This is a genomic window from Actinomadura syzygii, assembly GCF_008085905.1.
Taxonomy (GTDB): Bacteria; Actinomycetota; Actinomycetes; order Streptosporangiales; family Streptosporangiaceae; genus Spirillospora; species Spirillospora syzygii.
The window spans coordinates 332952-350875 of sequence record NZ_VSFF01000009.1 but is presented as its reverse complement, the minus strand read 5'-3'; the positions used below and the strand labels follow the sequence as shown (position 1 = coordinate 350875).

Below are 17924 nucleotides of genomic sequence, written 5' to 3'. Positions count from 1 at the left end.
CGCGGCAGTCAGCCCAGGCTCGACAGGAGCGCGGGAAGCTCGCCGTCGTGGACGACCGTCAGCCGCCGCGTGGCACGGGTCAGCGCGACGTACAGGTCCTGGCCGCCCTTCGGTGACTCGGCGAGGATCCCGGACGGGTCGGCCACGATGACCGAGTCGAACTCCAGGCCCTTCGCCTCCTCGGCGGTCAGCACCACGGCGGGGGAGTCGAGGGCCTCCGGGGTCGCGCCGACGGCGGCGTCCGGCAGCGCCGCGAGGACGCCGGGGCGCCACGCGGCCGAGGTGACCACGGCGAGCCGCCCCTCGGTGAACACGCCGTCCGAACCGCCCCCGGCGACGAGCGACAGCTCGGACCGCACGAGCGGGCCCAGCTCGTCGACCGGCAGAGCGAGCGCGGCGGGCGGCGGGCCGTCGTCCCGGACGGGCACCGGCGGCGTCTCGCCGGGCGCGACGGCGGCGAGCACGTCCGCGGCGACCCGCATGATGGCGGCGGGCGTCCGGTAGTTGACGAGGAGGCGCTGCTCCCGCCAGCGGCCGGGGACGTACCGGTCGAGCATCTGCCCCCAGGACGCGGCGCCCGCCGCGCTGCCGGTCTGCGCGATGTCGCCGACGACGGTGAGGGACCGGGTCGGGACGCGCTTCATGACCGTCCGCCAGGCCATCGCGGACAGCTCCTGCGCCTCGTCCACGATCACGTGCCCGTACGCCCATTCGCGGTCGGCCAGGGCGCGCTGGGCGGTGGTGAGCGGCGGCCCGCCGTCCTCGTGGCGCTCGGCCAGGTCGCCGCCGGAGATCAGGTCGCTCGCGGTGAGTTTCTCGGCGTCCGTCGAGTCGGTGGTCTCGATGACCTCCTGCGCGTACCGCGCCTCCTCCGCGCGCTTGGCCGCGGCGGCGCGCGCGCGGGCCTTCTCGGCGGAGTCGTCCTTTCCGAGGAGGTCGGCGGCCTCGTCCAGGAGGGGGACGTCGGACACCGTCCACGGGCTCCCGGCGGGACGCCGCAGGAGGTCGGCCTCGGCCTCGGTCAGACCGGCCCGCGCGGCGATCTCGCCGGGGTCGGCGAAGAGGCCGGTCAGGAGCCGTTCGGGGGTCAGCTCCGGCCACAGCGCGTTGATGGCTGTGCGGACGGCGGTGTCGTGCCAGAGGTCCGCCTTGGCGAGACGGAGGTCGGCTTCGTCCAGGAGGGGTTCGTCCTCGGCTTCGTCGATGAGTTCCTGGATCCAGTCGGGCAGCCCGCCGTTCTTGGCGATCTCCTCCAGGGGCTCGTCCATGATGCGGTCGTACTGCTCGGCCCGGTTGAAGGCGAGGGACTCCAGCAGGTCGTGGACGAACCGCCGCCGCTGCATGTTGTGGGGGAGGGGCAGAGAACGCGCGGTGTCCCTGATCCGCTCGCAGTTCTCGGCGTCCACGACCAGGGTGATGCCCTCGTACTCGACGCGCAGGCCCTCGGCGGGCGCGCGCTGCCGGTCGCGCACGGCCGCTTCCACGAGATCCGCCATCCGCAGGTCGCCCTTGACCACGGCGACGTCGGGCCGCTCCGCGGCGGTCGCCTTCAAGCCCGGGTGCAACTCGCCGACCGTGGCCAGCGCGACGTCGGTCTCGCCCAGCCCCGGGAGGACCTGCTCGATGTAGCGAAGGAACGTGGCGTTCGGCCCGACGACGAGCACGCCGCGCCGTTCGAGGACGTCCCGGTGCGTGTACAGCAGGTACGCGGCACGGTGCAGGGCCGCGACCGTCTTGCCGGTGCCCGGACCGCCCTGGACGACGAGCACCCCTTGCAGGCCCGACCGGATGACCTGGTCCTGCTCCTCCTGGATGGTGGCGACGACGTCGCTCATGCGTCCCGTCCGGCCGCGGCGGAGCGTGGCGAGCAGCGCGGCCTCCCCGACGATGCCGCGCCGCTCGGACTCGTCCAGGCCCTCCAGGTCGAAGACCTCGTCGTCGAGCCGCGCCACCTCCCGGCCGCGCAGGTGCAGGTGGCGGCGCCGCGCGAGGGTGCCGGGCGCGCCGGGAGTGGCGGTGTAGAACGGACGGGCGGCGGTGGCCCGCCAGTCGATCAGCAGCGGCTCGTGGTCCTCGTCGCGCAGCCCGATGCGGCCGACGTAGAACGTGTCGCCGGGCCCGCCCGCGTCCGCGCGGTGGTCGATGCGGCCGAAGCACAGGCCGTGCTCGACGCCGCCGAGCCGGGCCAGCCGCCGGGCCGCCTCCTCGGTCGCGACGGCGCTCTCCACCCGGGCCTGCAGCACGCTGCCGCCGCCCGCCGCCGGGCCCGCGCGCAGCGCCCGCTCGGCCCGCGCCCGCTCGACGTCGAGCCGCGCGTACACGCGGGAGACGTACTCCTGCTCGGCGCGCAGCGCGGCCCGGCGCGCGGTCTCCTCGCCGGAGGGGTTGACAGCGTCCGCTTGACGGAGTCCCATGTCTCAGGTACTCTCCTATACAGAGGATGGGTTAGGTCTGTGCGCGATGATGTAGGTCGCCACCTTACCACCCTTTCCGCGCGTCTCGCGCGATCTTTCCGGGCCGCCCAGAAGATCTTTTTTGTTGCGGCGGACGTCACCCGCGCGGTGCTCCGAGGTCACGGTCCTTGGTGAGGATTCCGGCGTTGCATGCCGGAAATCTCCGAAAGGTCGCGACACATGGCCGACTCTCTGGCCGCATCCCCCCGTCCGCTCGACCGGCGATCCTTCCTCGTCACCGGCGGTCTCGCCACCGCCGTCGCCATGGCCGGCGTCCCCGGCACCGCGCAGGCCGCCGCCCCCCGCTCCCGAGCCCTGGCCGGCGATCCGTTCACCCTCGGCGTCGCGTCCGGCGACCCCGACCCCGGCGGCTTCGTCCTCTGGACGAGGCTCGCGCTCGACCCGCTCGCCGACGACGGCCGCGGCGGCATGCCGTCCCGGACGATCCCCGTCGCCTGGGAGGTCGCGTCCGACGAGCGCTTCCGGCGCGTCGAGCGGCGCGGCACCGCCGCCGCGCGCCCCCAGTCCGCGCACTCCGTCCACGTCGAGCTGAACGGCCTGCGGCCGGGCGGCGACTACTGGTACCGCTTCCGCACCGGCGCGTACGTCTCCCCGGCCGGGCGGACCCGCACCGCTCCCCACCCCGCCACGTTCGGACCCGCGCTCGCCATGGCGTTCGTGTCGTGCTCGCAGTACGAGCACGGCTACTTCACCGCCTACCGGCGGCTCGCCGAGCAGCACCCCGACCTGGTCCTGCACCTGGGCGACTACCAGTACGAGTACAAGAAGGGCGTCTACACGATCCCGGGCGGCAACGTCCGCGACCACGAGGGCCCCGAGACCGTCACGCTGGCGGACTACCGGCTCCGCCACGCCCAGTACAAGACCGACCGCGACCTCCAGGCCGCGCACCAGGCCGCGCCGTGGCTCGTCGTCTTCGACGACCACGAGGTGGAGAACAACTGGGCCGACGACGTGCCCGAGGAGGGGTCCGACACCCCGTCCCCGGCGGCGTTCCGCGCCCGCCGCGCCGCCGCGTTCCAGGCGTACTACGAGAACATGCCGCTGCGCCGCGGCTCCATCCCGAACGGCCCCGACATCCAGGTGTACCGGCGCGTCCAGTGGGGCCGGCTCGCGACCTTCCACATGCTCGACACCCGCCAGTTCCGCGACGACCAGGCGTGCGGCGACGGCTACAAGGACTGCCCCGCCGCCCTCGACCCGAAGCGCTCCATCACCGGCGACAAGCAGGAGAAGTGGCTGCTGGACGGCTTCCGCCGCTCCACCGCCCGCTGGGACGTCCTCGGCCAGCAGGTGTTCTTCGCGCAGCGCGACAACACCGCCGGACCGGTCAAGAAGACCTCGATGGACTCCTGGGACGGGTACGCCGCGTCCCGCGACCGGATCACCAAGGGCTGGCTGGACGCGAAGGTCCGCAACCCCGTCGTGCTCACCGGCGACGTCCACGCCCACTGGGCGAGCGACCTCAAGGCCGACTACGACGACCCCGGCTCGAAGGCGGTCGGGTCCGAGCTGGTCGCCACGTCCATCACCAGCACCGGCGACGGCGCGGACTCCAACCCCGCCGACCACCCCTACCTCAAGATCAACCCGCATCTGCGGTTCTACAACAACCAGCGCGGCTACGTCCTGACGAAGATCGGCAAGGACGAGTTCAAGGCCGACTTCACGACGGTCCCGACCGTGCGGGCGCCGGGCGCGAAGGCGTCCGTCAAGGCGACGTACGTCATCGAGGACCGCGTGCCCGGCGTCAAGCAGACCTACCTCCGCCCCTACCAGTCGGCCAAGGCGTCGGCGCGATCGGAGCGGGATCTAATCCGCCAGACCGTGGAGAACGAGACCGAGCGGCCCTGACCGCCGCCTGACGGGGTCCGGCGCGCCGCCGGACCCCGTTCCGGGGCGCCGTCAGCGGTCGGCGCGGGCGTTCGTCGCCCCGCCGGAGAGGATGTCGCCCAGGTCGTAGGCGACCGGGACCTCGAGCTGCTCGTACGTGCACGACTCCGGCGTCCGGTCGGGCCGCCAGTTCCGGAAGCGGGCGGTGTGCCGGATGCGGTCGCCCTCCATCCCCTCGTAGGCCACCTCGACGACCAGCTCGGGACGCAGCGGCACCCAGCTCAGGTCCTTCTTGCCCGTCCAGCGGGAGACGGCGCCGGGCATGCGGTCGGCGGTCGCCTCGCTCTGCCTCGCCCACTCCGACCACGGGTGCTCGGCGAGGTTCTCCAGCCGGTACGGCTGCAGCTCGTCGACCAGCTCGGCGCGGCGCTTCATCGTGAAGGACGCCGCCACCCCGACGTGCTGGAGCTTGCCCTCCGAGTTGTAGAGGCCGAGCAGCAGCGACCCCACGATCGGCCCGGACTTGTGCCAGCGGAACCCCGCCACCACGCAGTCGGCCGTCCGCTCGTGCTTCACCTTGTACAGCACCCGCTTGTCGGGCTCGTAGACGGTGTCGCGCGGCTTGGCGATGACGCCGTCGAGCCCGGCGCCCTCGAACTCGTCGAACCAGCGCAGCGCCAGCTCGTAGGAGTCGGACGCGGGCGTCACGTGGATCGGCGCCTTCGCTCCGGCGAGCGTGTCGACGAGCCGCGCCCGCCGCTCCCCGAGCGGCACTTCGAGCAGCGACTCGTCGCCGAGGGCGAGCAGGTCGAACGCCACGAACGAGGCGGGCGTCTCCTCCGCCAGGAGCTTGACCCGGGACGCGGCCGGGTGGATGCGCTGCTGGAGGGCGTCGAAGTCGAGGCGCGTCCCCTTCGGCAGGACGATCTCGCCGTCCACCACGCACCGCTCCGGCAGCTCGCGCTTCGCCGCCTCGACCAGCTCGGGGAAGTACCGGGTGAGCGGCTTCTCGCCCCGGCTGGACAGCTCCACTTCGTCGCCGTCGCGGAACACGATGCAGCGGAAGCCGTCCCACTTCGGCTCGTAGAGCAGGTCGCCCTTGGGCATGGTCTTGACCGCCTTGGCCAGCATCGGCGGCAGCGGCGGGCTGATCGGCAGGTCCATCCCCCTATAGTGCGCCCTGCCACCGACAGTTCCGCACGTCGGGTCGCCGCGAATCCGTCCGATAACCTGCAGGTCATGCGCCGTCTCCTGCCCGAACCCGCAGCCGGCGGCGTCGACCCGTACGTCGCCTACGGCGACGCGCCGGGCCTGCGGCTCGGCATGGTGATGAGCGCGGACGGCTCCGCCACCGACGCCGACGGCTGGACGGACGGCCTCGGCGGCGCCGCCGACTTCCGCGTCTTCCGCACCCTGCGCGCCCTCGCCGACGCGATCCTCGTCGGAGCCGGGACGGTCCGGACGGGACGCCTCGGCCCCGCCCGCCTCCGCCCCGACCTGCGCGCGCGGCGCGGCGGCCCGCCCGCGCCGATCGCCGTGGTGAGCCGCGCCCCCGACTTCGACTGGACGCTCCCGCTGTTCACCGAGGCCGAGACGCCGACCATCGTCGTCACCTCGCGCGCCGCGCGGCGGAAGGTCCCCGGCGGCGTCCGGGTGGTCGTCGCGGGCGAGGACGACGTCGACCTGCCCGCCGCCGTCCGGACGCTCCGCGAGGACCTCGGGCTCGAACGGCTGCTCTGCGAGGGCGGCCCGGCGCTGGCGTCCGCGCTGATCAGGGCGTCCCTCGTCGACGAGCTGTGCCTCAACATCGCGCCGACCCTGCTGGGCACGGCACGCCACACCCGCCTCCTGGACGGCCTGGACGCCGAGGTCCCGCTCGACCCCGCCGCCCTCTACCTGGACGAGGGCGTGCTGTTCCTCCGCTACCGCCTGCGGGTGTAGCGGAGGAAGAGGAAGTCGTCGTCGCGGAGCGTGTCGGCGAGGGTCAGCTCCTCCGGGACGGGCACCGGCGGCCCGTTCAGGATCCGCGTCGGGGTCCCGCCGAGGAGTTGCGGGCTCAGCGTGAGGCACAGCTCGTCCAGCAGGCCGACCGCCACGAGTTGCGCGAGGATGCTCGGCCCGCCCTCGCACAGGAGCCGCCGGTGGCCCCGCTCGGCGAGCGCGCGGACGGCGCCCTGGAAGTCGAGCACCAGTTCCCCGGCGACGATCACGTCGGCGCGCTCCCGCGCCGCCTTCAGCCGCACCGGGTCGGCGGACGCGGCCGTCAGCACGATCGTCCGCGCGTCCGACCTCGCCTCGGTGAAGACGGGCGCGTCGAAGTCCAGGTCGAGGGACCGCGAGACGATCGCCAGCGGCGGGACGGGCGTGCGCCCGTCGCGGGCGACGCCCCAGTCGTCGTTCGGCCGCACCGGGCCGTAGCCCTCGGTGCGGACCGTCTCGGCGCCGACGACGACGACGTCGGCGAGGCCGCGCAGCAGCAGGAACAGGCGGCGGTCGGCGGGGCCGCCGAGGCCCGCGCTGCGCTCGTCGCGCTGCGCCGCGCCGTCGAGGCTCGCGACCATGTTGGCGCGCAGCCAGGTTCCGTCCGGCGGGTAGGCGTAGCGCTCGGCGAGGTCGACCTCGCCGTCCTCCGGGGTCAGGGCTCGCATGGGAATCCAAGTTACTGCACGGTCCGGCGCGCACCCCGGGTGGACCGACCCGCGTGGGCCGTCGCGGTGACCGTCCGTACGCCAATCTGTACGAATCCGTCATGGCGGAGCCGCCGCCGGGCGACACTGGGGGCGGGGGACGGGGATGAAAATTGCAGTGAAAGGAGCGGGGGGTTGAAATTCGCCGCTTTGGCCGCGTGGGTGGTCGCCGCAGTCGCGGGCGGCTACCTGCTGGTCGGCTGGCTGGCGCACGAGGGGAGGGCGACGAAGGTGACGCGATACCCGATCGCCGTCATGGCGGGCCATCCGCTGGCGGCGGTGGCCGGGCTCGGGGTCTGGATCGGCTACCTGGTCACCGGGCGCGCCGAGTACGCGTGGGTCGCGTTCGCGGCCCTGCTGGTCGTCTTCTTCCAGGGGTTCATGCTGTTCACCCGCTGGCTCGTCGGCGGCGGGGGCCGCCACGCGCGCGGGGCCGAGCGGTCCTTCCCGAGGGCCGCGGTCGTCGTCCACGGGGGTGTGGCCGTGACGACGTTCGTCCTGGTGTTCCTCACCGCGATGGAGGTGACGCGCGGGTAGGGGCGGCCCGCGGCTAGGGGGTCCTGCGGAGCACCGCGAGGGACCGTCCGGCGACGGCGACGACGTCGCGCGCCTTGACGCGCGGCCGGTCGCCGGTCGTCCCGGGCTCCGCCGTGTCGAGCGCGAACTCCCAGCGCTCGCCGTACTCGCCGCCGGGCAGCGTGTACTCGACCGGATCCGCGCCCGCGTTGACCAGCAGCAGGAACGAGTCGTCGCGGACGCGGCGGCCGCGCGGGTCGGGCTCGGTGATGGCGTCGCCGTTCAGGAACACGCCGAGCGACTTGGCGAAGCCGACGTTCCAGTCCTCGTCGGTCATGGCCTCGCCCGCAGGGGTGAGCCAGGCGATGTCGGCGGCGGCGCCGGTGCCCGTCCCGGTGAAGAAGCGGCGGCGGCGGAACACCGGGTGGTCGCGCCGCAGCCGCGACAGCGACCGGACGAACTCGACGTCGTCGGAGTCGTCCCAGTGCACCCAGGCGATCTCGTTGTCCTGGCAGTAGGCGTTGTTGTTGCCGCGCTGGGTGCGGCCCAGTTCGTCCCCGTGCGAGAGCATCGGGACGCCCTGCGACAGGAACAGCGTCGCCAGGAAGTTGCGGCGCTGCCGGGCGCGCAGGTCGAGGACGTCCGGATCGCGGGTGGGGCCCTCCACGCCGCAGTTCCAGGACCGGTTGTCGTCGGTGCCGTCGCGGTTGTCCTCGCCGTTGGCGTCGTTGTGCTTGTGGTCGTAGGAGACGAGGTCGGCCAGCGTGAACCCGTCGTGGCAGGTGACGAAGTTGATGGACGCGAACGGCCGCCGCGCGCTGTGCTCGTACAGGTCCGACGACCCGGTCAGCCGGGACGCGAACTCCGGCATCGTCGCGTACGAGCCGCGCCAGAAGTCGCGGACGGTGTCGCGGTACTTGCCGTTCCACTCCGTCCAGAGCGGGGGGAAGTTGCCGACCTGGTAGCCGCCCTCGCCGACGTCCCACGGCTCGGCGATCAGCTTGACCTGCGAGACGACCGGGTCCTGCTGGACGAGGTCGAAGAACGCCGCGAGCCGGTCGACGTCGTGCAGCTCGCGGGCCAGCGCGGACGCGAGGTCGAAGCGGAACCCGTCGACGTGCATCTCCAGGATCCAGTAGCGCAGCGAGTCCATGATGAGCTGCAGCGCGTGCGGGTTCCGGACGTTCAGCGAGTTGCCGCAGCCCGTGTAGTCGAGGTGGTAGCGCTTGTCGTCGTCGCGGAGCCGGTAGTAGGACGCGTTGTCGATGCCCCGGAACGACAGCGTCGGGCCGAGGTGGTCGCCCTCGGCGGTGTGGTTGTAGACGACGTCGAGGATGACCTCGATGCCCGCCTCGTGCAGCGCGCGGACCATCGCCTTGAACTCCAGCACCTGCTCCCCGAACTGCCCGGACGAGCTGTAGGAGTTGTGCGGGGCGAAGAACCCGATCGTGTTGTAGCCCCAGTAGTTGTCGAGGCCGCGCGCGACGAGGGCGTGCTCCGGGACCGACTGGTGCACCGGCATCAGCTCGACGGCCGTCACGCCGAGGTCGAGCAGGTGGTCGATCATCACCGGGTGGGCGAGGCCCGCGTACGTCCCGCGCTGCTCCTCCGGGATGGCGGGGTGCAGCTTCGTCAGGCCCTTGACGTGCGCCTCGTAGATGACGCTCTCGTGGTACGGGACGCGCGGCGGGCGGTCGTCGCCCCAGTCGAAGAACGGGTTCACGACGACGTTCTTCGGCATGTAGGGGGCGCTGTCGTCCTCGTTCAGCGCGTCGGGGTCGGCGAACCGGTAGGAGAACAGCGACTCGTGCCAGCGGACGCCGCCCTCCACCGCCTTCCCGTACGGGTCGAGCAGCAGCTTGGACGGGTTGCACCGGTGCCCCTCGCCCGGGTCGAACGGGCCGTGCACCCGGTACCCGTAGCGCTGGCCGGGGCCGACGCCGGGCAGGTAGCCGTGCCAGACGAAGCCGTCCACCTCGGGGAGGTCGTGGCGCGTCTCGCGTCCGGAGTCGTCGAACAGGCACAGCTCGACCCGCCGCGCCACCTCGGAGAACAGGGCGAAGTTGGTGCCCGTGCCGTCCCAGGTGGCGCCCAGCGGGTAGGGGTCCCCGGGCCAAACCTCCATGCTCTCCACTCCTCGGCCGGTACGTCCTGGCTTGACGATTCTGGCGTACCCGGCGTCCGTCCGCGCCGCACCGCCCGTCACGCGAGTGTCACGAGTGTCACGCTCCGTGGGGGAGGCGCCAGACGTCCTCGCCGTCGGCCGTGGTCCGGCCGGTGGCCCGCAGCCCGATCCGGGCCGCGACCGAGGCCGACGGGCGGTTGTCCGGGTGGACGGTCGCGACCACGTCCCGGACGCCGTGCGCGACCAGCCAGTCGAGCAGCGCTTGGGCGGCCTCGGTCGCGAACCCGAACCCCTGGTACGGCATCCCGATCACCCAGGCGACGGACGCGAGGGGGCGCGGCGGCCCCGGCGTGACGGTCGACCCGGCGGACGGCGGCGCCACCGTGAACCCGGGCGGCGCCGCGGCGACGGTGGCCTGCACGTAGCCGACCGCCTGCCCGTCCCGGACCCGGCGGACGGCCCAGTTCAGCCAGCCCTCCTGGTGGAAGGGCGCGGGGCCCGCGACGAGCCGCGCGTAGCGGGCGCGCAGTTCGGGCAGGGTCGGCGGCTCGCCGCCGGTGTAGCGGTGCAGCCGCCGGTCGGCGAGGACGGGCGCCAGCTCGTCGGCGTGCTGGACGGCCAGCGGCTCCAGGACGAGGCGCCGGGTCCGGATGGTCTCCGCGAGCGGCCCGTACACCCCGCCGATCGTATGTCCCGGGTGCGGGGCGAGCCCGCTGGAAGGGCCGATCAGAGCCGCTGCGTCCACGCTCCGGCGGGGTGCTGGCTGGGGCTGAGCCACAGCCACGGCTGGGAGTGGCGGAAGGTCAGCTCGGTGCCCGGCTGCCACGGGTACAGGCCCTCCGGGTTGGGCCAGACGACCTGGAGCATCGGCAGCGGCGGGCGGCGGTAGAACGCGACGGCCCCGCCGAACAGCCCGTCGTACCAGCGCGGGTCGACCTCCCGGAACGCGGCGGGCTGGCCGCGGACGACGCCGTCGCGGCGCTCCCCGTCCGCCGCGGCGCGGCCCTCGGCGGCGTGCCGGCCGAGCGCGTTGAGCGACTCCTCCATCTCGTACACGTCGCCGCCGCACATGGCGAGCTCGGGCGCGCGGTGGCTGTGCCACAGCCCGATCGTGTACGCCCAGCCGGGCCCCGCGTCGTCGGGCGGGACGAGGACGACGCTCCACCCGTACTCGGTGATGTGCACGATCGTGCGCAGCTGGAAGTTGTCCAGCTTGTCGCGGTCGCCGTAGTCGCGGCAGATCACGCACGTGCAGGGGGAACGGCCCTCGGACATGACCTTGAGTTTACGATCTATCGACCCTCGGTATCGCTGCGAGCCCGTCTCCGGAATGATTGGACCGCCGGGAGATCGGCCCGGCCCACCCCGCGCGAGGAAGGCCCGCCATGGCCGCAGTCGAGCCCGCCGCCGTCGACTCCGAGATCCCGCACGCGGCGCGGATCTGGAACTACTGGATGGGCGGCAAGGACAACTACGCGTCCGACCGGGCCGCGGGGGACTCCGTCGCCGCCGTGTACCCGGAGATCGTGACGATGGCGAGGGAGTCGCGGCGGTTCCTGATCCGCGCGGTGACGTTCCTCGCGCAGGAGCGCGGCGTCCGCCAGTTCGTCGACGTCGGCACGGGCCTGCCGACGATGGAGAACACCCACGAGGTCGCGCAGTACGTGGCGCCCGAGTCCCGCATCGTCTACGTCGACAACGATCCCACGGTGCTCGTGCACGCCCGCGCGCTGCTCGGCAACACGACGGCGGAGGGCGTGACCACCTACGTCCACGCCGACTACCACGACCCCGACCTGATCCTCGCGGGGGCGCGCGAGGTCCTCGACTTCGACGAGCCGGTGGCGGTCATGTTCATGGGGGTGCTCGGCTACGAGCCCGACCTGGCCGTCGCGCGCGCCATCGTCGGACGGCTGATGGACGCGGTCCCGTCCGGCAGCCACCTCGTCCTCTGGGACGGCACCGACACCGGCTCGGAGGTCGTCGACGGCGCCGAGAAGCTGGTGGAGAGCGGCGGCGTCCCGTACGTGCTGCGCACCCCCGCGCAGCTCGCGCGCTGTTTCGAGGGGCTGGAGCCGGCGGAGCCGGGGCTCGTCCCGATCACTCACTGGCGGCCGGAGGAGGCCGCCGAGCCGATCGACGCCTATGGCGCGGTGGGCCGAAAGGGCTGACCGAAACGCCGGGATATGTCGCGGTGAAATTGATATATTCCGGATGATCTTGCCAGTGTTCACATCCCGTGATCTTCCGGGTAATACGCTGCGCGTGATCGACCGCGTCGTCGGCGTGAAGGGGTAGCGATGGACGACGAAGAATTCACCCCGTACACCCCCGACGTGGACACTCCCAACGCGGCGCGGATGTACGACTACTACCTCGGCGGAAAGGACAACTACCCGGCCGACCGGGCCGCCGCCGAGAAGATCATGGCGCTCGGCCCGAGCCGCGACATCTGCATCGCCAACCGGCGGTTCCTCGGCCGCGCCGTCCGGCTCGCCGCGCGGCAGGGCATCACGCAGTTCCTCGACCTCGGCACCGGGCTGCCGACCCAGGACAACGTGCACGAGGTCGCGAAGCGGATGGCGCCGGGCGCGCGGGTCGTCTACGTCGACAACGACCCGGTGGTGCTCGCGCACGCCCGCGCGCTGCGGGCCATCGACGACACCACGTCGGTCGTGCGGCAGGACGTCCGCGAGCCGCGGCGGATCCTCGGGCACCGCGAGGTGGAGCGGCTGATCGACTTCTCCGAGCCGGTCGCGGTGCTGTTCGTCGCGGTCCTGCACTGCCTGACCGACGAGGAGGACCCGTGGGGCGTGGTCCGGACGTTCGCCGAGCGGATGGCGCCGGGCAGCCACCTGATCGTCTCCCATCTGACCGACGACGCGCATCCGGAGATCGGCGCGGCGGCCAGAGAGGTCTACGACGGCGCGAACGCGCCGCTCATCCATCGCTCCCACGCCGCGATATCCCGGTTCTTCGAGGGCTTCGAGCTGCTGGAACCGGGTGTCACGGCGGTCAACGAATGGCGTCCGGACGACGAGGACGATCGGACTCGTCCCGGCGGCGAATGGTTCTACGTGGGAGTGGGGCGGAAATCATGAAAAGGCAGTTAGCGGTCGCGGCGGCGGGTCTCCTCCTGCTGGCCGGGTGCGCAGACCCGGACGATGACGGCGGTTCCAAGCCGAGCAGCGGTGCCAAGGACGTCGCGTTCTTCGGCTTCGCCAAGGCCAACTCGTTCTCGCAGGCCACCTTCGATGGCGTGAAGGAGCAGGCGGGCAAGGCGGGCGTGAAGGCCGAGTTCTTCGACGCTAACTTTGACGCCCAGGCGCAGATCAGGCAGATGCAGGACGCGATCACGTCGAAGCGGTTCGGGGTGTTCGTCGTCCAGGCCAACGACGGGACGGCCTCCGTGCCCGCCGTGCGGAAGGCCGTCCAGAGCGGGATCGCGGTGGTCGTCCAGTTCACCCCGGTCGGGCCGCGCTACAGCACCGCCGACCCGCAGGTGCCGGGCGCGATCTCGCTGGTGGACGTGCCCGTCCGCAACGGCGAGCGGCTCGGCCGCCTCGGCGCGGGCGCCTGCCGGACGGTCAAGGCCAAGCCCTGCGAGGTCGCCTACCTGGAGGGCCTGAAGGCCCTGCCGCTCGACAACGCGCGCACCAAGGCCGTGGTGAAGACCTTGCGGAGCGCGCCGGACGTGAAGGTCGTCGCGCAGATCGAGGGCGGCTACACCCGCGACTCCGGACGCAAGGCCATGCAGGACCTCCTCCAGGCCCATCCCGGCGTCGACGTGGTCATCGGCTCGTCGCAGGCGCTCTTCGGCGCCGAGGGCGTCGCGAAGGGCAAGGACATCCGGTACGTGGGCAACGGCGCGTCCCGGCAGGCGGTGGCCGCCGTCCGCGAGGGCCGCTGGTACGGCATCCCCTACCTGCCGATCCGGACGGCCGGGGCGAAGGCCGCCGAACTCGGCCTCACCAAGGCGCGCGGCGGGACCGTGGCGGCGTCGACCGACATGTCGACGCTCGTCCCGAACGGCGGCGAGCTGACCAAGGACCTGGTCGCCTCGTCCGGGATCACCGGCGAGTACGACGAGTAGCCGCGGGCCGTAACGGTGGACGTCGCGCTCGACGGGATCGGGAAGGGCTACGGCGGGACCACCGTCCTGGACGGGGTGTCGGTCGCCCTGCGCGGCGGGCGGGTGCACGGCCTCGTCGGCGAGAACGGCGCGGGGAAGAGCACCCTCGCCCGCGTCCTGTGCGGGGCGGTGCGGGCCGACGCCGGGCGCGTCCTCGTCGACGGCGAGCCCGTCGCGCTCCGGTCCCCGCGCGACGCGCTCCGGCACGGGATCGCGCTCGTCACGCAGGAGGGCGCGATCGTCCCCGGCCTCAGCGTCGCCGACAACGTCCTCCTCGGGACGCGCGGCGCGCTGCGCGCCCGGTCGGCGGACCGGGACCGCATCGCCGCCCTCGCGGCGCGGGCGGGCTTCGCGCTCGACCCGTCCGCCCGCGCTGGCGACCTCCCGCTCGTGCACCGCCAGCAGGTCGAGATCCTGCGGGCGCTGGCGCGCGGCGCGCGGGTGATCGCGCTGGACGAGCCGACCGCCCTGCTGCCCGCGCCCGCCGCCCGCCGCCTCCTCCGGCTGGCCCGCGACCTCGCCGAGCGCGACGGGCTCGCGGTCGTCCTCATCTCGCACCGGCTGGAGGAGGTCCTGGACGCCTGCGACACGGTCACCGTCCTGCGGGACGGCCGGCACGTCACCACCGCGCCCGCCGCCGACCTCACGCCGCGGGACCTGCTGCGCGCGATGGTCGGACGTCCCGTCGACGTGCTGTACCCGGAGCCCGAGCCCGTCCCGGACGACGCGCCGGTCGTGCTGTCGGTCCGGGGCCTCGCGCGCGGCACGGCGGTGCGCGGCGTCGGCCTGGACGTGCGGGCGGGGGAGATCGTCGGACTCGCCGGGCTCGTCGGCAGCGGCCGGACCGAGACGCTCCGCCTGATCTTCGGCGCGGACCGGCGCGACGCCGGGGAGGTGACGATCGCGGGCCGCCGGGTCGCCGGACGGTCCCCGTCCCGGGCGATGGCGCTCGGCGCCGGGCTCGTCCCCGAGTCGCGGGCCGAGCAGGGGCTCGTGCTCGTCCGGTCGGCGGCCGAGAACCTGGCGCTGGCGAGCCTGCCGGAGCGGCGGCGGTTCGGCTTCGTCCGCCGCCGCGCCGAACGGTCAGCCATCACCGAGACGGCGGACACGCTCGGCGTCGGCGGCGTCGGCCGTCCCGCCTGGACGCTCTCCGGCGGAAACCAGCAGCGGACGGTCTTCGGCAAGTGGCTCGTCCGCTCGCCCCGCCTCCTCCTCGTGGACGAGCCCACGCGCGGCGTCGACGTGGCCGCCAAGGCGCACGTCCACCGGCTGATCGCCGGGCTGGCCGCGCGCGGCGTCGCGGTGCTCATGGCGTCGTCGGAGGTCGAGGAGGTGCTCGGCCTCGCGCACCGCGTCCTCGTGCTGCGCGACGGCCGCGTCGCGGGCGAGTTCCCGCGCGGCGCGAGCGCCGAGGACGTCCTCACGACGGCGGGCCTGCGATGAGGTACGCGGCGATGAGGTACACGGCGGTCCGCGATCACGGCATCGTCGTCGCGCTCGCCGGGCTGGCCGTCGCGCTGTCCTTGTCGACCAGCACGTTCCTCACCACGGGGAACCTGGTGAACGTCCTCGACCAGGCCGTCGTGGTCGGGCTCCTCGCCTGCGGCATGACGCTCTGCATCGTGTGCGGCGTGTTCGACCTGTCGGTCAGCGCCGTGCTGGCGGTCAGCGCGGTCGTCGCCGTCCTCGTCACACGGTCCGCCGGGGTCCCGGCCGGGTACGCGGCGGGCGTCGCGACCGGCACGCTGATGGGGACCGCGACCGGTTTCGTCGTCGCCCTGTCCCGCGTGCACTCGTTCATCGCGACGCTCGCGCTCAGCATCGTCTACCGGGGACTGGCGGTCGTGATCACGGGCGGCGCGATCGTCTACCCGCGCGCGGCGCAGCTCGACCCGTTCCAGTCGCTGAGCTACCCGACCGTCCTCGGGCGGGTCACCGTGCCGACGCTCGTCCTCGCGGGCGTCGCCGCCGTCTGCTGGCTGCTGCTCGCCGCGACGACGCTCGGCCGCGCCGTCTTCGCGGTCGGCGGGAACGCGGAGGCGGCGCGGCTGTCCGGCGTCCGGATCGCGCCCGTCCGGATCGCGGTGTTCGCGGTCAGCGGCGCCTGCGCCGGGACGGCCGGGCTCGTCCTCGCGTCCCGCGCCGGGTCCGCGCAGGCGGGCCTCGGCAGCCTGCTGGAGCTGACCGCGATCGCCGCCGTCGTCATCGGCGGGACGAGCATCCTCGGCGGCGAGGGCGCCGTCTGGCGGAGCCTCGTCGGCGTGCTGGTGCTGACGCTGATCTCCAACGGCTTCAACCTGCTCGGCTGGGACCCCACCTACAAGCAGGTCATCGAGGGCCTGCTGATCCTGGCGGCGGTCACGCTCGACCGGCTGCTGCGCCGCTCCGCGGGAGCTCCCTAGGCTTCTTCCGGGGCGGCCCGGTCGATGATCGCGCCGACGTCCAGGCCGTCGGGGAGGGTGCCGAACGCCGCGCCCGAGTCGCGGCCGAGGCGGGACGCGCAGAAGGCGTCCGCGACGGCCGGATGGCCGTGCCTGACCAGCAGCGACCCCTGGAGGACGAGCGCGAGCCGCTCCGCGACGCGGCGGGCGCGGTACTCGATCGCGGCCGGGTCGGCGAGGTCGTCCTTGGCCTCCTTCACGGCCGCGTCGAGGCGCGCGTCGGCGCCGCCCGCCCGGCCGACCTCGTCGAAGAAGGCGTCCACCGCCTGCGGCTCGCGGAGCATGGCGCGCAGCAGGTCCAGCGCGGCGACGTTGCCGGAGCCCTCCCAGATCGAGTTCAGCGGCGACTCGCGGAACAGGCGCGGCATGCCCGACTCCTCGACGTAGCCGTTGCCGCCCAGGCACTCCAGGGCCTCGGCCGCGTGCGCGGGCCACCGCTTGCAGATCCAGTACTTGCCCGCCGCGAGGGCGAGCCGCTTGAACGCGCCCTCGGCCTCGTCGCCGCGCACCGACCGGTCGGTGGCGCCCGCGAGCCGCAGCATCGTGATCGTCGCCGCCTCGGACTCGACCGCGAGGTCGGCGAGGACGTTCCGCATCAGCGGCTGCTCGACCAGCGGCCGCCCGAACGCGCTCCGGTGCGTCGCGTGGTGGACGGCCGTCGTCACGCCGAGCCGCATCCCGGACGCCGCGCCGATCACGCAGTCGAGCCGGGTCATGTTCACCATCTCGATGATCGTCCGGACGCCGCGGCCCTCGTCGCCGACCCGCCACGCGACCGCGTCCTCGTACTCCACCTCGGCGGACGCGTTGGACCTGTTGCCGAGCTTGTCCTTGAGGCGCATCAGCCGCAGCGGGTTGAGGGAGCCGTCCGGGAGGACGCGCGGCACGAGGAAGCAGGTGAGCCCGCCGGGCGCCTGCGCCAGCGTCAGGAACACGTCGCACATCGGCGCGCTGGTGAACCACTTGTGCCCGACGAGCCGGTACGTCCCGTCGGGGCTGGGCTCGGCCCGCGTGGTGTTGGCGCGGACGTCCGACCCGCCCTGCTTCTCGGTCATGGACATCCCGGCCAGCAGCCCGCGCTTCGCCGTCGGGGCGCGCAGCCCGAAGTCGTACTCCCGCGCGGCGAGCAGCGGCTCGTACTCCGCCGCCAGCTCCGGCGCCGCCCGCAGCGCCGGGACGGACGCGTACGTCATCGAGATCGGGCAGCCGTGGCCCGCGTCCACCCGCCAGACGTAGAACTTCGCGGCCCGCGCGACGTGGGCGCCGGGACGCTCGTCCGCCCAGGCCGAGCCGTGCAGGCCGTGCGTCACGGCGACGTCCATCAGCTCGTGCCACGCCGGGTGGAACTCGACCTCGTCGATCCGCCGCCCGTACCGGTCGTGCGTCCGCAGGACGGGCGGGTGCTCGTTGGCGAGCCGTCCCCACTCCTGCGCCCGCTCGGTGCCCGCGAGGCGTCCGAGCTCGCGCACCTCGGCCGCGGCCCAGCCCGCGCCCTCGCGCTCCAGCCCGTCCAGCAGGACGGCCTCGGCGGACACGTCGTGCCCGGCGAGCGGGGGGACCTGATTGAACACCTCGTGCGTCACCGCTCTGCTCCTGCCTGCCGCGCTCCCGGCGGGATCGCCGCCGCTGCCCGGCAGGATACAGAACCGCGTTCGGCCGGGGCCGGTCATGCCTGCGGAGGGTGACCGCGTCCATCCTCCTGAAGTGGTGGGACGA

General features: G+C 73.5%; 15 protein-coding genes. 8 read left to right on the top strand and 7 right to left on the bottom strand.

What is annotated here, in order from left to right; all coding sequences use genetic code 11:
• Positions 1–8: 8 nt before the first annotated feature.
• Complete coding sequence (locus FXF65_RS24375) at positions 9–2414, bottom strand: HelD family protein (RefSeq protein ID WP_148352330.1); 2406 nt, start codon at positions 2412–2414, stop codon at positions 9–11.
• Between the two features lie 219 nt (positions 2415–2633).
• On the opposite strand from FXF65_RS24375, the gene FXF65_RS24370 reads away from it, so the two are divergent.
• Positions 2634–4328, top strand: coding sequence for an alkaline phosphatase D family protein (locus tag FXF65_RS24370; RefSeq protein WP_148352329.1), 1695 nt, complete (start codon positions 2634–2636; stop codon positions 4326–4328).
• A gap of 51 nt (positions 4329–4379) precedes the next feature.
• Here FXF65_RS24370 and FXF65_RS24365 read toward each other — a convergent pair whose 3' ends face one another.
• Positions 4380–5471, bottom strand: coding sequence for an ATP-dependent DNA ligase (locus FXF65_RS24365; protein ID WP_148352328.1), 1092 nt, complete (start codon positions 5469–5471; stop codon positions 4380–4382).
• 75 nt (positions 5472–5546) lie between these two features.
• On the opposite strand from FXF65_RS24365, the gene FXF65_RS24360 reads away from it, so the two are divergent.
• Positions 5547–6248 carry a dihydrofolate reductase family protein gene (locus tag FXF65_RS24360; RefSeq protein ID WP_148352327.1) on the top strand — a complete coding sequence of 234 codons (702 nt, stop codon included), beginning with the start codon at positions 5547–5549 and terminating at the stop codon, positions 6246–6248.
• Here the strand turns inward: FXF65_RS24360 and FXF65_RS24355 are convergent.
• Entirely contained in the window at positions 6230–6955 is a 726-nt protein-coding gene (locus FXF65_RS24355; protein ID WP_148352326.1) for a pyrimidine reductase family protein, read from the bottom strand. The two genes, FXF65_RS24360 and FXF65_RS24355, sit on opposite strands and share 19 nt — an antisense overlap.
• Positions 6956–7129: 174 nt before the next feature.
• Between FXF65_RS24355 and FXF65_RS24350 the strand changes: the two genes are divergently transcribed.
• Positions 7130–7531, top strand: coding sequence for a hypothetical protein (locus tag FXF65_RS24350; RefSeq protein ID WP_148352325.1), 402 nt, complete (start codon positions 7130–7132; stop codon positions 7529–7531).
• Between the two features lie 13 nt (positions 7532–7544).
• On the opposite strand, the gene glgX is transcribed toward FXF65_RS24350, so the two are convergent.
• From glgX to FXF65_RS24335, 3 genes are all read right to left on the bottom strand, one after another.
• Positions 7545–9635 carry a glycogen debranching protein GlgX gene (gene glgX / locus FXF65_RS24345; protein WP_148352324.1) on the bottom strand — a complete coding sequence of 697 codons (2091 nt, stop codon included), beginning with the start codon at positions 9633–9635 and terminating at the stop codon, positions 7545–7547.
• Positions 9636–9732: 97 nt separating this feature from the next.
• A complete protein-coding gene (locus tag FXF65_RS24340; RefSeq protein WP_148352323.1) occupies positions 9733–10311 on the bottom strand; it encodes a GNAT family N-acetyltransferase in 579 nt (192 codons plus the stop codon).
• Between the two features lie 50 nt (positions 10312–10361).
• Positions 10362–10910, bottom strand: a complete 549-nt coding sequence (locus FXF65_RS24335) for a DUF4262 domain-containing protein (RefSeq protein ID WP_148352322.1) — start codon at positions 10908–10910, stop codon at positions 10362–10364.
• Between the two features lie 110 nt (positions 10911–11020).
• Here FXF65_RS24335 and FXF65_RS24330 point away from each other — a divergent pair, with 110 nt between their 5' ends.
• The 5 genes from FXF65_RS24330 (at position 11021) to FXF65_RS24310 (ending at position 16169) form a co-directional block, all read left to right on the top strand.
• Positions 11021–11806 (top strand): SAM-dependent methyltransferase, encoded by a 786-nt coding sequence (locus tag FXF65_RS24330; protein WP_148352321.1) that lies wholly within the window; start codon positions 11021–11023, stop codon positions 11804–11806.
• Positions 11807–11935: 129 nt separating this feature from the next.
• The gene (locus tag FXF65_RS24325) at positions 11936–12736 is read left to right on the top strand and encodes an SAM-dependent methyltransferase (RefSeq protein WP_148352320.1); all 801 of its coding nucleotides are present in this window, start codon (positions 11936–11938) and stop codon (positions 12734–12736) included.
• A complete protein-coding gene (locus FXF65_RS24320; RefSeq protein ID WP_222868716.1) occupies positions 12733–13728 on the top strand; it encodes a sugar ABC transporter substrate-binding protein in 996 nt (331 codons plus the stop codon). The genes FXF65_RS24325 and FXF65_RS24320 overlap by 4 nt, the downstream gene beginning before the upstream one ends.
• Before the next feature lie 15 nt (positions 13729–13743).
• Positions 13744–15210 carry a sugar ABC transporter ATP-binding protein gene (locus tag FXF65_RS24315; RefSeq protein ID WP_148352319.1) on the top strand — a complete coding sequence of 489 codons (1467 nt, stop codon included), beginning with the start codon at positions 13744–13746 and terminating at the stop codon, positions 15208–15210.
• A gap of 11 nt (positions 15211–15221) precedes the next feature.
• Positions 15222–16169 carry an ABC transporter permease gene (locus FXF65_RS24310; protein ID WP_246199057.1) on the top strand — a complete coding sequence of 316 codons (948 nt, stop codon included), beginning with the start codon at positions 15222–15224 and terminating at the stop codon, positions 16167–16169.
• Here the strand turns inward: FXF65_RS24310 and FXF65_RS24305 are convergent.
• Positions 16166–17791, bottom strand: a complete 1626-nt coding sequence (locus FXF65_RS24305) for an isovaleryl-CoA dehydrogenase (protein ID WP_246199056.1) — start codon at positions 17789–17791, stop codon at positions 16166–16168. The two genes, FXF65_RS24310 and FXF65_RS24305, sit on opposite strands and share 4 nt — an antisense overlap.
• Positions 17792–17924: the final 133 nt, after the last annotated feature.

Excerpts from the sequence above, each read along its gene's own strand:
- FXF65_RS24330 (WP_148352321.1), top strand. The coding sequence starts at position 11,021 with ATGGCCGCAGTCGAGCCCGCCGCCGTCGACTCCGAGATCCCGCACGCG.
- FXF65_RS24370 (WP_148352329.1), top strand. The coding sequence starts at position 2,634 with ATGGCCGACTCTCTGGCCGCATCCCCCCGTCCGCTCGACCGGCGATCC.
- FXF65_RS24310 (WP_246199057.1), top strand. The coding sequence starts at position 15,222 with ATGAGGTACACGGCGGTCCGCGATCACGGCATCGTCGTCGCGCTCGCC.
- FXF65_RS24325 (WP_148352320.1), top strand. The coding sequence starts at position 11,936 with ATGGACGACGAAGAATTCACCCCGTACACCCCCGACGTGGACACTCCC.
- glgX (WP_148352324.1), bottom strand. The coding sequence starts at position 9,635 with ATGGAGGTTTGGCCCGGGGACCCCTACCCGCTGGGCGCCACCTGGGAC.
- FXF65_RS24365 (WP_148352328.1), bottom strand. The coding sequence starts at position 5,471 with ATGGACCTGCCGATCAGCCCGCCGCTGCCGCCGATGCTGGCCAAGGCG.
- FXF65_RS24355 (WP_148352326.1), bottom strand. The coding sequence starts at position 6,955 with ATGCGAGCCCTGACCCCGGAGGACGGCGAGGTCGACCTCGCCGAGCGC.
- FXF65_RS24320 (WP_222868716.1), top strand. The coding sequence starts at position 12,733 with ATGAAAAGGCAGTTAGCGGTCGCGGCGGCGGGTCTCCTCCTGCTGGCC.
- FXF65_RS24360 (WP_148352327.1), top strand. The coding sequence starts at position 5,547 with ATGCGCCGTCTCCTGCCCGAACCCGCAGCCGGCGGCGTCGACCCGTAC.
- FXF65_RS24335 (WP_148352322.1), bottom strand. The coding sequence starts at position 10,910 with ATGTCCGAGGGCCGTTCCCCCTGCACGTGCGTGATCTGCCGCGACTAC.
- FXF65_RS24375 (WP_148352330.1), bottom strand. The coding sequence starts at position 2,414 with ATGGGACTCCGTCAAGCGGACGCTGTCAACCCCTCCGGCGAGGAGACC.